General features: G+C 72.7%; 11 protein-coding genes. 6 read left to right on the top strand and 5 right to left on the bottom strand.

Annotation, left to right across the window (positions count from 1 at the left end):
- Positions 1-25: 25 nt before the first annotated feature.
- Positions 26-1390, bottom strand: a complete 1365-nt coding sequence (locus Mco01_RS14800; RefSeq protein ID WP_204057465.1) for an extracellular solute-binding protein — start codon at positions 1388-1390, stop codon at positions 26-28.
- A gap of 238 nt (positions 1391-1628) precedes the next feature.
- Between Mco01_RS14800 and Mco01_RS14795 the strand changes: the two genes are divergently transcribed.
- The 4 genes from Mco01_RS14795 (at position 1629) to Mco01_RS14780 (ending at position 5399) form a co-directional block, all read left to right on the top strand.
- A complete protein-coding gene (locus Mco01_RS14795) occupies positions 1629-3221 on the top strand; it encodes a 4-hydroxyphenylacetate 3-hydroxylase family protein (RefSeq protein ID WP_204057464.1) in 1593 nt (530 codons plus the stop codon).
- Positions 3222-3274: 53 nt separating this feature from the next.
- Positions 3275-3565, top strand: coding sequence for a phosphopantetheine-binding protein (locus Mco01_RS14790; RefSeq protein ID WP_204057463.1), 291 nt, complete (start codon positions 3275-3277; stop codon positions 3563-3565).
- On the top strand, positions 3562-4926 hold the full coding sequence (locus Mco01_RS14785; protein ID WP_204057462.1) for a condensation domain-containing protein: 1365 nt from the start codon (positions 3562-3564) through the stop codon (positions 4924-4926). The genes Mco01_RS14790 and Mco01_RS14785 overlap by 4 nt, the downstream gene beginning before the upstream one ends.
- A gap of 110 nt (positions 4927-5036) precedes the next feature.
- Complete coding sequence (locus Mco01_RS14780; RefSeq protein ID WP_204057461.1) at positions 5037-5399, top strand: YciI family protein; 363 nt, start codon at positions 5037-5039, stop codon at positions 5397-5399.
- A gap of 85 nt (positions 5400-5484) precedes the next feature.
- Here Mco01_RS14780 and Mco01_RS14775 read toward each other — a convergent pair whose 3' ends face one another.
- From Mco01_RS14775 to Mco01_RS14760, 4 genes are all read right to left on the bottom strand, one after another.
- Positions 5485-6312 carry an SAM-dependent methyltransferase gene (locus tag Mco01_RS14775; RefSeq protein WP_204057460.1) on the bottom strand — a complete coding sequence of 276 codons (828 nt, stop codon included), beginning with the start codon at positions 6310-6312 and terminating at the stop codon, positions 5485-5487.
- A gap of 47 nt (positions 6313-6359) precedes the next feature.
- Positions 6360-7379 (bottom strand): alcohol dehydrogenase catalytic domain-containing protein, encoded by a 1020-nt coding sequence (locus Mco01_RS14770; RefSeq protein ID WP_036320318.1) that lies wholly within the window; start codon positions 7377-7379, stop codon positions 6360-6362.
- Positions 7380-7503: 124 nt separating this feature from the next.
- The gene (locus tag Mco01_RS14765; protein ID WP_204057459.1) at positions 7504-8754 is read right to left on the bottom strand and encodes a cytochrome P450 family protein; all 1251 of its coding nucleotides are present in this window, start codon (positions 8752-8754) and stop codon (positions 7504-7506) included.
- 122 nt (positions 8755-8876) lie between these two features.
- Positions 8877-10058: an acyl-CoA dehydrogenase family protein gene (locus Mco01_RS14760; protein WP_204057458.1), complete on the bottom strand. Its 1182-nt coding sequence runs from the start codon at positions 10056-10058 to the stop codon at positions 8877-8879.
- 401 nt (positions 10059-10459) lie between these two features.
- On the opposite strand from Mco01_RS14760, the gene Mco01_RS14755 reads away from it, so the two are divergent.
- Positions 10460-12043, top strand: coding sequence for an MFS transporter (locus Mco01_RS14755; protein WP_204057457.1), 1584 nt, complete (start codon positions 10460-10462; stop codon positions 12041-12043).
- Positions 12044-12300: 257 nt separating this feature from the next.
- Positions 12301-13854: an FAD-binding oxidoreductase gene (locus Mco01_RS14750; RefSeq protein ID WP_239103610.1), complete on the top strand. Its 1554-nt coding sequence runs from the start codon at positions 12301-12303 to the stop codon at positions 13852-13854.
- The last annotated feature ends 61 nt before the right edge of the window (positions 13855-13915 follow it).

The following is a 13915-nucleotide window of genomic DNA, read 5'->3' as shown; positions in this document are numbered from 1 at the left end:
CCCTTCGTAGAGGTGGCGGGCCCTGTCAGCCCACGCGGAAGCGGTTGGGGCCGCGGGGGCCGGGGGCGGTGCCGAGACAGTGGGCGTTGTAGTCGTCCAGCAGCGCCTGGGCCTCGGCGGTGGCCCGGGTGAGGCGGGCGGCCGGCTCGGCGCCGTGGGCGAGCACGTCGTGCATGGCCGCGGTCATGACGTCCTGGATGCCGACGAAGTCGCCGAGCAGGGCGCCCCGGGCCGCGGGCGAGCCGTCGCCGGCGGCGAGCTGGTCGAGCGCGACCCGGTGGTGCGGGTTGGCGTCGAACCAGCCCTCCTCCTCCAGCAGGTCGGCCGAGGCCCGCGTGATCGGGATGAAGCCGCTGGTCCTGTGCCGTTCTGCGGCGTTCGCGGGGTGCACCATGAACTGCAGGAACGCCAGCGCGCCGTCCTGCGTGGCATCGTCGAGCCCGCCCGACAGCCACAGGGAGTCGCCGCCGATGAGGTTGCCGGCGTACGGGACCTCGCCGTTGCACGGCATCGGGCTCGCGACGACGGTGAAGCCGCCCTCGCGGCCGGCCCCGACCATGCGCTCGGCCTCCACCGAGGTGCTGAGCACGAGCGCCGTCCGCTGCCCGGCGAACGCCGCGTAGTTCTCCTCCCAGGCCCGGTACGTGTCGGTCCCGGCGGCCCGCACCCCCGTGTAGAGGTAGTGGCCCTCGCGGTGGAGGCGGGCCCACCACTCGGCGAAGGCGAGCATCTCGTCCGAGGCGAGGTCGACGGTCTCGGCCCGGCCCGACCGCCCGTTGCCGTGGTCAGCGAGCAGCCCGCCCTGCTGGGCCACGGCCTGCTGGAAGATCCAGCCGTGGTTGGGCCAGGTGATCGCGTGCTCCGGCCCGCCGCGCAGCGCCGCGACCGCCTTGGCGGCGGCCTCGACCTCGTGCCAGGTGCGCGGCACCTCGGTCACGCCCGCGGCCCGCAGCAGCGTCGTGTTGGCGTACAGCAGCGTGGTGGAGGTGAGCGGCGGCATCGCGGCCAGCTCGCCGTCGATCGTGTAGTAGTCCCGGGCGGCCGGGACCAGGTCGTCCAGCACGACCGGCTCGCCGAGGATCCACTCGCGCCCGGCCACGGCGCGGCCGACGGGGGTGAACAGCGGGCCGCCGTCGGCCCCCAGGATGTCCCGGGCCAGCTGGGTCGAGGTGTAGAAGTTCTGCACGATGGCCGGGGGGTCGCCCCGGCGGGCCGCCTCCGCGACCCGGCGCGGCAGCTCCAGGAAGTCGCAGCCGCGCACCTCGATCTCATACTCGGGATGGGCCTCCCCGAACCTCCTGGCCAGCTCCTTCGTCTCCGTCAGGAACAGCGGGACCACCGGGTAGTCGTTGAGCCAGACCCGGACGACGACCTTCTCGCGACTGTTCATTCAGATGTCCTCGTGTCCTCGGGTTTCCTCGTGGCGGGGGGCGAGGGGCCTGCGGCCCATCATCGGCGGCGTGGGACGAGGCGACATCTCCCCGAATGCGCTCTTCGCCCCGTACCGCCCGGTCGTCGTGCCCGTGGGCCGGACCGGGACGAACTCCGCAACCTGGAAGAGGTGGGGCGGCGCGGCCCGGTGCCACGATGAGGTTCGCCCACGCCCGACTCACCACTGGGAGCAGTCGATGGCCGACCCTCGCACCACCGACCACGGCGGCGGCGTCGCCGCCGAGGACAGACCCGCGACGCGGCCGCTGACGGGCGCGGAGTACATCGACAGCCTGCGCGACGACCGCGAGATCTACATCTACGGCGAGCGGGTCCGGGACGTCACCTCGCACCCTGCCTTCCACAACCCCGTGCGGATGACGGCCCGGCTGTACGACGCCCTGCACGACCCCGAGCGCGGGCCGGTGCTGACCGCCCCCCTCGACAGCGGCGGCCAGGGGTACACCCACCGGTTCTTCACCACCCCGCGCACCGTGGACGACCTGGTGGCCGACCAGCGGGCGATCGCGGCCTGGGCCCGGATGAGCTACGGCTGGATGGGCCGCAGCCCCGACTACAAGGCCTCCTTCCTCGGCACGCTGGGCGCCAACGCCGACTTCTACGAGCCGTTCGACGACAACGCGCGCCGCTGGTACCGCGAGTCGCAGGAGAAGGTCCTCTACTGGAACCACGCGATCGTGCACCCTCCGGTCGACCGCAACCGGCCGCCGGACGAGGTGGAGGACGTGTTCGTGCACGTCGAGCGGGAGACCGACGCGGGCCTGGTGGTCAGCGGGGCCAAGGTGGTGGCCACCGCCTCCGCGCTGACGCACTACAACTTCATCGCCCACTACGGCCTGCCGATCAAGAAGAAGAAGTTCGCCCTGGTCGCGACCGTCCCCATGGGGGCGCCGGGCCTGAAGCTCATCTGCCGGCCGTCCTACAGCGCGACGGCCGCGGTGATGGGCAGCCCGTTCGACTATCCGCTGTCGTCACGCCTCGACGAGAACGACTCGATCCTCGTCCTCGACAAGGTGCTGATCCCGTGGGAGAACGTCTTCATCTACGGCGACCTGGGCAAGGTCCAGATGTTCACCGGAAGGTCGGGGTTCCCCGAGCGGTTCACCTTCCACGGCTGCACGCGTCTCGCCGTGAAGCTGGAGTTCATCGCCGGCCTGCTGACCAAAGCCCTGGAGATCACCGGCACGAAGGACTTCCGCGGCGTGCAGTCCCGGCTCGGCGAGGTGCTGGCCTGGCGCAACCTGTTCTGGGCCCTGTCCGACGCCGCCGCCCGCAACCCCGTCCCGTGGCGCAACGGCGCGCTGCTCCCCAACCCCCAGTACGGCATGGCCTACCGGTGGTTCATGCAGATCGGCTACCCCCGCATCAAGGAGATCGTGATGCAGGACGTGGCCAGCGGGCTCATCTACGTCAACTCCAGCGCCGAGGACTTCGCCAACCCCGACGTCCGGCCGTACCTCGACAAGTACGTGCGGGGCTCGGAGGGCGTGGACGCGGTCCAGCGGGCCAAGGTGATGAAGCTGCTGTGGGACGCCGTGGGCACCGAGTTCGGCGGCCGGCACGAGCTGTACGAGCGCAACTACGCGGGCAACCACGAGAACACCCGGGTGGAGCTCATGTTCGCCCAGCTCGCCTCTGGCCAGATCGACCAGTACACGGCCTTCGTGGACGAGTGCCTGAACGAGTACGACCTCGACGGGTGGACCGTGCCGGACCTGTCGTCGTTCGAGGAGCTGCGCCACGTCAGGAAGAGCACGCTCGGCGGCTGAGCCGCGACGCCGCGGGCGCACGGCCGGCGGCCCACGACTAGCGGGAGGAAACCATGGAGAGCAACCGGCTCCGGGAGGCGGCCCTGCCGGACATCGAGCGGTGGGTCGAGGAGATCTGGAGGGAGATCCTCCGCATGCCGGCGGCGCTGGAGAACGCCACGTTCTTCGAGCTGGAGGGCCAGTCGATCTCGGCCGTCCGGATCACCGCCCGGATCGAGGACGAGCTCGGCGTCCCGGTCGACCTCGGCGAGCTGTTCGAGGACCCCGACCTGCGGACCTTCGCCCGCAGCGTGGCCGCCCGCGCGGCCTCCCTCGCCGAGGCGCCGGAGGCCGCGGCGTCATGACCGTCTCCGAGACCGCCCACGCCCCGGCAGGCGAGCGGATCCCGCTGTCGGTGCAGCAGGAGTTCCTGTGCATGTGGGACAAGGGCGACGACATGGGCCCGTTCGGCCCGCGCTACCACATCGTCGACGGCTGGCGGATCGGCGGGGAGCTCGACCTCGACACGCTGCGGGCCGCCCTGGACGACGTGGTCGCGCGGCACGAGGCGCTGCGCACCACCGTGGTGCGGGACGACCGCTACCAGCGGATCCTGCCGCCGAGCCCGGTCCCGCTCACCGTGCTCGACCTGCCCGGCGTCGACCCCTCGCTGCGCGACCTGCGCACCGAGGAGCTGCTCAACGACATCGCCGCCGGCACGATCAGCGTGCGCGAGCTGCCCCTGCTGCGGGCCGTCCTCGGGCGCTTCGACGAGCGGGACGCCGTCCTCGCGCTGATCGCCCACCACACCGCGGCCGACGCGTGGTCGATGCAGCTCATCATGCGCGACCTCGCCGCGTGCTACGGGGCGCGCCTGGCCGGCGCCGCGCCGGACCTGCCCGAGCCCGCGCAGTACCGCGAGTACGCCGCGTGGCAGCGGGAGCGGCTGTCGGCCGCGTCCACGGCGACGGCCCGCGACTACTGGCGCGAGCGGCTGCGGGACGCCCGCGCGCTCGCCCTGCCCACCGACCGGCTGCGGTCGCAGGAGCCCGAGTTCTCGACCGCGTGGTACCGCTTCTCCTACGGGCCGGAGCTGCGCACCGCCCTCACCGGGGTCGCCGCGCGGACCCGCAGCTCGCCGTTCATGGTGCTGCTGGCCGCCTTCGCGGTGTTCGTCCACCGGACGATCGGGACGACCGACGTCGTGGTGCCGACGTTCACCCCGGGCCGGGACCAGGCGCAGTTCCAGGACGCCGTGGGCTCGTTCTTCAACTGCCTGCCGCTGCGCGTCGACCTGTCCGGCTGCGCGACGTTCGCCGACGTCGTGGCCCGCACCCGGTCGGCCTGCCTGTCGGCCTACTCCCGCGAGATCCCGCTGGCCCAGGTGCTCGGCGAGGCCCCCGAGCTCATGAGCCTGACCGCCGTGGACGGGCTCGCCTCGTGCGTGTTCCAGGTCATCCAGACCCCGCACATGATGGAGCGCGACCGGGTGGGCGACCTCGAGTTCTCCGCCGTACGGCGGCGGATGCTGGCGCAGACGGTCGGCTCGGACATCCCGGACGGCACCCTCCTGTGCCTGGAGCTCGACTCGACCGGCGACCTGATCGGCGAGCTCGGCTACAGCAGCAACCTGTACGACAAGAGCACGGCCATGCGCATCGTCGCCGAGCTGGGCGAGGTGCTGCGCGACGTGCTCGGCGCCCCCGCCGCCCCGCTGGGGACCTGAGAGACCCCCGGGGACCTGAAAAAGGCGTCGCGGCGACGTCGAGGACGGGCCGGCAGCTCCGACCCCCTTGTGACAGGCGCCGCGGCGCCCCGACCCATGAGGAGCCACGCATGAAGTACCTGCTGATCATGTACATGAACCCCACGATCTGGGAGTCCCTGTCGGAGGAGGAGCAGAACGCCGTCTTCCAGGGCCACGACGAGTTCCAGAAGACGATCATCGCCTCGGGCGAGATGGTCGGCACCAAGGCGGTCGGCGACCCTTCCCAGACCACGGTCGTGCGGGTGCGCGACGGCGCCGCCAACGTCGCCGAGGGCCCGTACGTGCCGGGCGAGGAGTTCTTCTGCGGCTACTACGTCGTCGACTGCGCGACGCGGGAGCGGGCCGACGAGCTCGCCGCCCTCATCCCGGACGCCCGCCACACGGCCGTCGAGGTGCGGCCGATCGTGTTCGAGGGCGGCCCCGAGCTGTAGCCGCCCCCCGCGCTTGTCACCCTGCTCATGACCGTGGCCGAGGTCCGTGAGACCTCGGCCACAGTCATGAGCACGCCCGCCGGCGTCAGCCGGGCTTGCGCGCCGAGACGATCACGTACCCGATGCGGTCGGGGCCGGGGGCGAAGAAGTCGCGCAGCGCGTCCTTGAGGCCGGTCACCATCTCGTCGCCGAACCGCTCGGCCAGCACGCCGCGGGCGGTCTCGGCCGACTCGACGAACTTCGGCCCCATGCCGAAGACCCGGGGGCCGCACTGGGTGTACTCCTCCACCGCGAAGCCGGCCGCCCCCAGGGCGGCGAACCACTCGGGCAGCGTCGGCAGCCGGTTGAGGTTGATGGCGGCCGCGAACGCCTCGGCCTCGTCGAGGCCCATCCGCTCCTCGGTCGTGTAGTCCGCGAACGTGATCCGGCCGCCCGGGCGCAGCACCCGGAACAGCTCGGCGAGGGTGGCGCCGAGGTCGGGGGCGCACTGCAGCGACTCCATCGCCAGCACCGCGTCGAAGTGGCCCTCGCCGTACGGCAGGGCGGAGAAGTCGGCCTGCTCGAACCGGACGCGCTCGGCGATGCCGCTCGCGTCGGCCTTCCGCTGCGCCTCGCCCGCCTCGACCGCGCTGACCGTGACGCCGGTGACGTCCGCGCCGGTCTCCCGGGCGATCAGGATCGCCGGCGCGCCGAGGCCGCACCCGGCGTCCAGCACCCGCTCCCCGGGGCGCAGGCCGAGCGCGTCCGCCACCTTGCGGGTGATGCGCTTGGACGCCTCGACCATCGGGGTGTCGTCCCCGTCGCCGTACCAGTACGCCAGGTGGATCTGGCCCTCGTTGAAGGTGTCCGAGATGGGGGCCGACTCGTCGTACATCTTGCCGATGTCGACGGGGTCCACCGTCGTTCTCGCCATCGCTTCCTCGCTCTCTCGCCGCTGTACGTGTGGTGTGGCCACGCGGCCTAGTGGTAGGTGACGACCGCGCGGAAGCGCACCTCGCCCTTGTCGACCTTGTCGATCACGTCCGCGATCTGCTCCTTGGGGAACACTTCGACGATCGGCGTCACCCGGCCGCTCGCCACCAGGTCGAGCGCCTCGGCCAGGTACGGCAGGCCGTCGTGGCTGGCGCCGACGATCCGCTGCCGCTGGGCGAAGAACTGGAGCGTCGGGTCGATGGCGAACGACCCGGCCGGGTCGATGGTCGCCAGGACCATGCGGCCGTTCACTCGCAGCCCGCGGAGGGCGTCGGAGGCCGCCGGGTACGACGTCCCGGTGACCAGGATCACGTCGGCGCCCCCGGCCTCGCGCAGCTCCTCGCCGCCGCCCACGACGATGTCGGCGCCGAGGTCGCGGGCCAGCTCGTGCTTGTCGGGCGAGCGCGTCACGGCGACCGTCTCGTAGCCGCACGCCTTGCTGTACTGCAGGGCCATGTGGCCGAGGCCGCCGACGCCCAGCACCGCGACCCGCTCGTACGGCCGGGGCTCGCCCGCCCGCAGCGCGCTCCACGCGGTGTACCCGGCGCAGAGCACGGGCGCGGCCTGCTCGTACGTGACGTTGTCGGGGAGGAGGACCGTGCTGTCGGCCGCCACCGCGACGTACTCGGCGTGCCCGCCTGGCGCGGTCATGCCGGTCATGACGGGCGCGGCGCAGTTCATCCCGGTCTGCCCGGTGACCGGAAGGCCGAGCCGGCAGTAGTCGCACCGCCCGCAGCCCGCCTGCACCCAGGTGGCGCCGACGCGGTCGCCCACCTTCCTGGACGTGACGCCCTCCCCCACCTCGACGACCTCGCCGGCGGGCTCGTGCCCCACGACGACCGGGTCGAGCGGGGGGAAGGGGTAGACGCCGCTGGTCAGCCACACGTCGTTGTGGCAGACGCCCGACGCGTGCACCTTGATGAGCACCTGGCCCGGGCCGGGCCGCGGCGTGGGGACCTCGCGGATCTCCCACCGGGCGCCGGCCTGGGCGACGACAGCAGCCTTCATGGACGACTCCTTGGTGATGCGCGGACGCGTCCGGCCCGCCACCGGGCCGGGCCGGTGGCGGGACGGACGCTCGCTGCGGGTGGATCGGAAGGGGCGCCGGGGGCCTCGTCGCCCCCGGAGCGGCTCAGGCGGGGGCGCCCGCGCCGGCCGGGACCTTCGCGGTCAGGTACACCGGCAGGGTCCTCCTGCCGTTCATGATGAACGTGACCTGCGGCTCGACCTCCTCGGGCGAGACGGCGAGCGTCAGGTCGGGGAAGCGCTCGAACAGGGCCGACAGCGCGATCTCGGCCTCCAGCAGCGCCAGCGGCGAGCCGATGCAGCGGTAGACGCCGTGCCCGAACGACAGGTGGTCCTTGTCGTCCCGGGTGAGGTCGAACTCGGCGGCCGTCCCGCCGTGCACCTCGGGGTCGCGGCCGACGCCGGCGAAGTGGACGAGGATCGGCTCGCCCTTGGGGATCGTCACACCGCAGACCTCGATGTCCTCGGTGGCGAACCGGAAGGGCAGGTGGGCGACGGGGGCCTGCACCCGCAGCGTCTCCTCGATCACGTCGCGCCAGGTCGCCCGTCCGCTCCGGACCAGCTCGAGCTGGCCGGGGTGGGTGAGCAGCGCCCAGACGGCGTTCGTGATGAGGTTCATGACCGGCTCGGTGCCGGTGGCCAGCAGCAGGTGCAGCGTGCCGACCATCTCGGTGTCGTTGAGCCGCGAGTCCTCGTCGCGCGCCGCGATGAGGTCCGTGGTCAGGTCGTCCCCCGGCTCGCGGCGCTTCGACTCGACGAACTCGTGCATCTCCCGGTGCCACTGCTCGACGTTGGCCGCGGCCTCCTCCGGGCTGATGGTGGTGTCGACGTTCACCTCGCCGCCGCGCAGCATGTCGGCGCGCGACTCCGCCGGCACCCCGAACAGGTCGCAGATGACCTGCGCGGGGAACGGGTGGGCGAAGCGGGCCTTCAGGTCCACCGCCTCCCCCGGCTCGGCCGACGCGAGGTCGTCGAGCAGGTCGGAGACGATCTGCCGGACGCTGTCCCGCATGGCCTCCACCCGGCGGGGGGTGAAGGCGCCCGCGGTCAGCCTGCGCAGGCGGGTGTGGTCCTTGCCGTGCATGGTGGTGAGGTTCTCCATCAGCACCCACCCGATGAGCGGGAAGTCCTCACCGATCTCCCCGTTCACGTACGCCAGCCAGTGGCGGCGCGGGTCCTTCGAGACGGTCGGGTCGCTGAGCACCTGCTTGGCGGCCTCGTGGCCGGTGACCGACCAGCCGGGGACGCCCCCCGGCAGGACGATCCGGCCCACGGGACCCTGCTCGCGGATGCGGGCGGCCTCCCCGTGGATGTCGTTGCCGGCGGGGTCGATGGTGACGGGGCAGCGGCTTTCCATGGAACCTCCAGACGATCGTGAGGCCGGTCGGCTGGCGGGACCGCCGCCGGACGCCGACGGACAGCCGTACGCCGGCACCGACCACTGCGTTCAGCCGGGCGACGCGGCGGGGAACGGAACGGTCAGATGTAGACGGTGTTGGGCTCCAGGCCGCAGACGACCCGCCCGTACAGTTCGAGGTTGGTGTTGGGGTGCAGGATCGCGTGCAGGTTGATCGTCTGGATGTCCCGCTCGATGCGCTGGATCGGCACCGAGGTGTAGATCGACGAGCCGCCGCTCGCGGTGTTGAGGATGTCCACGGCCTCCTTGGCGCGCTGGCACACCGCACCCAGGTCGAGGCGGATGCGGGCGCGCTCCTCCAGCGTCCACGGCTCGCCGGTCGGGCCCTTGGTGTCGACCAGGTCGGCCGCGCGGTACGCGTGGAACTGCGCCTCGTCGATCTTGATGGTCGCCTCCGCCACCTGCAGGTGGGTGATCGGGGCCTCGCTCTGGTTCTCGTAGTTCGTATAGGTGATCTTGCGACCGGGCAGGCGCTCGAAGAACGCCTCCTTCGCGGCCTTCGCCAGGCCGAGCGCGGGGGCGCTGACGGTCGCGCAGGCCGTCGGCATGAACGGCGCCCGGTAGATCGGGGAGTCCGCGTTGGCGACCGACCGGTGCTGGCCCATGAGGACCGGGATCATCGGCAGGACCCGCGCCTCGGGCACGAAGACGTCCTTGGCCACGGTGGTGACGCTGCCCGTGCCGCGCAGGCCCGCGGTGTGCCAGTCGTCGACGACCGTCAGGTCGGACAGCGGAACGGCGATCATGACGGGCTCGAAGCCGCCGTCGGGGGTCGGCCGGACGGCCGCGTTCGTGTTCCACTGGCTCTGCTGGGAGCCGCTGTTGAACTTCCACGCGCCGTTGACCACCACGCCGCCGTCGGTCGGGACGGCCAGGGCGCTCGGGCTGAGGATGCCGCTCACGCGGACGTCGGGGTCCGCGAAGATCTCGTCCTGGACCTCGTCGGGGAACAGGCCGACCATCCAGGCGCTGATCGCCCAGACGGCGGCGGTCCAGGAGGCCGAGCCGTCGCCGCGGGCGAGCTCGGAGACGACCTCGACGACCGTGCGCATGTCGGACTCGTAGCCGCCGTACCGGGTGGGGACGCGCATCTTGAGGATGCCGGCGTCCGTCAGGGCCTCGACCGTCTCGTCGGCCAGGCGCCTGTTCTCCTCCCCCCAGGCGGCGTTCCGCTGCAGCAGGGGCACCAGCTCCGACGCGCGGCGGACGAGTTCCTCCCGCGGGGGGGCTTGGGTGGTTTCCATCAGTTCCTCCTCTGGACTGCGGCAGGAGCCGGAGCACGCCCGGCGTGCGCGTCGTGACGGGGGATCGGGCGCCGGCGTCGCGGCAGGTCCTCGTCCGGCCCGGCCGTCCGCCGATCCGCACCACCCGACCTTCACATCCGCGCTGACGGCGGCGCATCTCTCGGATTGCGCTGTCGCGAAATGCCGGATCCGTCGCATTCGGATCGCGCACGTTGGAAGAAGCCGCAGGTCGGACCCGGTTGATACGGTCGGTGACCCAGAGTGACCACAGGCGGAACCCCAACGGCGGCGACCACGACGGCCGGGCGCGCCGCCGGGGTGTCGATGTCGAGATCCCGGAGCCCGCTCCGACCTCTTCATGAGAGGCGCCGCTGGCGTCCGAGAGCCGGAAAGGATCTCCCATGCACGACACGACCTCTGCCGTGGCCGGCCCGCGCGCCGGGCGGCGGGAGTGGATCGGGCTGGCCGTGCTGGCCCTGCCCACGCTCCTGGTCTCCATCGACGTCTACGTGATGCTGCTCGCCCTGCCGTACCTCAGCACGGACCTCGGCGCGGGCGGCACCCAGCAGCTGTGGATCATCGACATCTACGGCTTCATGCTGTCCGGGTTCCTGGTGACCATGGGCACCCTCGGCGACCGCATCGGCCGCCGGAGGCTGCTGCTGATCGGCGCGTCCGCGTTCGCCGTCGCGTCCGTGGTGTCGGCCTACTCGCGCAGCCCCGAGATGCTGATCGCCGCCCGCGGCGTGCTCGGCGTGGCCGGGGCCACGCTCGCGCCGTCGACGCTGTCGCTGATCACCACGCTGTTCCGGGACGCCCGTCAGCGCGGCACGGCCATCGGCATCTGGGCCATGTGCTTCTCGGCCGGCGCCATCATCGGCCCGCTGGTCGGCGGCGCCATGCTGGAGCACTTCTGGTGGGGCTCGGTCTTCCTGCTCGGCGTGCCCGCCATGGTGCTGCTGCTCGTGCTCGGTCCCGTCCTGCTGCCCGAGTACCGCGACGCGGGCGCGGGCCGGCTCGACCTGGCCAGCGTCGCGCTGTCCATGGCCGCGATCCTGCCGATCATCTACGGGCTCAAGGAGCTGGCCAAGAGCGGCTGGAGCGCCGGCGCGCTGTCCGCGATCGTGGTCGGCCTCGCGCTCGGCGTGGTGTTCGTCCGGCGCCAGCGGGCGCTGGCCAGCCCGCTGCTCGACGTGCGGCTGTTCGCCCACCGGTCGTTCAGCGCGGCGCTGGTGAGCATCCTGTTCGGCACGCTGCTCATGGGCGCGATCATGATGTTCATCACCCAGCACTTCGAGCTGGTGCAGGGGCTGTCGCCGCTCCAGGCGGGCGTGTGGATGCTGCCCGCCGTGGCCGCCAACACGGTGAGCTTCATGGTCTCCCCGATGCTGGCCCGCCGGTTCCGCCCGGCGTACTGCATCGGCGGCGGCCTGGCGATCTCGGTGGCCGGGCTTGTCGTGATCACCCAGGTGCAGACCGCCTCGGCGCCCGGTCTCCTGGCCTCCGGCTTCGCGCTCATCTTCCTCGGCGCCGGCCCGCTCGTCACGCTCGGCACCGGCCTGGTCATCGGCTCGGCCCCGCAGGAGAAGGCCGGGTCGGCCGCGGCCATCAACGAGACGAGCGGCCAGTTCGGCTTCGCGCTCGGCATCGCCGCGCTCGGCAGCATCGGCGCGGCCGTCTACCGGGCGACCATCGCGGTCCCGGACGGCGTGCCGGCCGCGGCGGCGCGGGCGGCGCGCGAGAGCATCACCGGCGCCGCGAGCGCGGCGGCCGGGCTGCCCGCCCAGGCCGGCGAGGCGCTGCTGGCTCCGGCCCGCGACGCCTACACCAGCGGGCTGAACGTCGTGGCCGCGGTCAGCGCCGTCCTGCTGGCCGCCGTGGCCGTCCTAGCCGCCACCCTGCTGCGGCACGTGCCGCCGACCGGCCGGGCCGAGCAGGACGAGCAGGCGGCCGCGGACGAGCCGGCCCTCCAGACCGCGGGCTGATCCCCCGCCGGTACCGGACCACCGGCCTCGCCTCCCATCCGGCCCCCCGGGAGGCGGGGCCGGTCGCGTGCGCGGGCCGTCCCCGTCTCCCGCCGTGGGGCCGTCCCCTCTGCGGCTGCGCGGGGCGTCCCTTTGCGGCCGCGTGAGGGACGCCGTCACCGCGCCGCGCGGGCTCGGGCAAGGAGGCAATCGGCGAGATGCGGCGCCGGGAGGCGGCGTGCCACGGTCAGGTGACGTCTTCCACGGAGGTGAGGACCATGACCGAGATGACCGCCGTCCGCCCCGGGCCGGGCCCGGGGACGCCGGTCCCGGCCCCCGGGCCGATCACCGTCACACCGGACGACCCGCGCTACGGGGACCTGGTCTGCGGATACAACCACCGCTTCACGCCCGCCCCCGACTACGTCCGCCTGGCGGCCACCACCGAGCAGGTCGCGGCGGCCGTGGAGGAGGCCGTGGCCGCCGGGAGGCGCATCGTGGTCCGCAGCGGCGGCCACTGCTTCGAGGACTTCACCGCCTCGCCCGACGTCCAGGTCCTGCTCGACCTGTCCCCCATGTCGGCCGTCTACCACGACGAGGAGCGGCGGGCGTTCGCGGTCGAGGGCGGCGCCACCCTGGGCCACGTCTATCGGGTGCTGCACGACGGGTGGGGGGTGACGATCCCCGCCGGCACCTGCTTCGAGGTGGGGGTCGGCGGCCACATCACGGGCGGCGGCTACGGCCACCTGTCCCGCCGGGACGGCCTCGTGGTGGACCACCTGTACGCGGTCGAGGTCGTGGTCGTCGGCGAGGACGGCCGGGCCCGGGTGGTGGTGGCCACCCGCGAACCGGACGACCCGCACCGCGACCTGTGGTGGGCCCACACGGGCGGCGGGGGCGGCAACTTCGGCGTGGTCACCCGCTTCTGGCTGCGCAGCCCGGGAGTGGAGTCGGCCGACCCGGCCCGCCTGCTGCCGGCGGCGCCCACCCACATGCGCCGGCGCGACCTGGCGTGGCCGTGGGCGGGGATGACCGAGGAGGCGTTCACGACGCTGCTGCGCAACTACTGCGCCTGGTTCGAGGCCAACAGCGAGCCGGACTCCCCGTACCGGCACCTGTGGACCAACCTCATCGTCACCCACCGGTCCGCGGGCGCGTTCGGGCTGACCTCGGTGATCGACGCGCACGTCCCGGACGCGGAGCGGCTGCTGGCGGCCCAGGTCGAGGCCCTGACGGACGGCGTCGGGGTGGACCCGGTCGCGGACGCCGAGCAGGTGGTGCCGTGGATGGAGACGTGGATGCCGTCGTACAGCTGGCCGAGCGACCCGAACGGCCGTTACAAGCACAAGGCCGCCTACCTGCGCCGCCGCTACACCGACAGGCAGATCGCGGCGATCTACCGGCACCTGGGTGGCGAGGGCTACCACAACCCCGCGGCGTGCCTCGTGCTCACCGGCTTCGGCGGCCGGGTGAACGCCGTCGCCCCCGGCGCGACCGCGATCCCCCAGCGCGACTCGATCCTCAAGGCCTCCTACAGCGCCGGGATGTGGGTGTCGGAGGAGGAGGACCCGGCGCACATCGGGTGGGTCCGCGAGTACTACCGCGACGTCTACGCCGAGACCGGCGGCGTGCCGGTGCCAGGCGAGGTCGACGACGGCTCGTACATCAGCTACCCGGACGTCGACCTGGCCGACCCCGCGTGGAACACCTCCGGCGTCCCCTGGCACGAGCTGTACTACAAGGGCAACTACCCCCGCCTCCAGGCCGTGAAGGACCGGTACGACCCGCGCAACGTCTTCCATCACGCGCTGTCGATCGAGCCGTCGTCCTGACCGGTTGAAAGGTGCATTGATCCGCAATTCAGGAGATGCGGGTCACAGCGGCGGAATAGGA

Source organism: Microbispora corallina (genome assembly GCF_016863035.1).
Lineage (GTDB): Bacteria > Actinomycetota > Actinomycetes > Streptosporangiales > Streptosporangiaceae > Microbispora > Microbispora corallina.
This window is presented reverse-complemented; position numbering and strand designations above follow the sequence as displayed.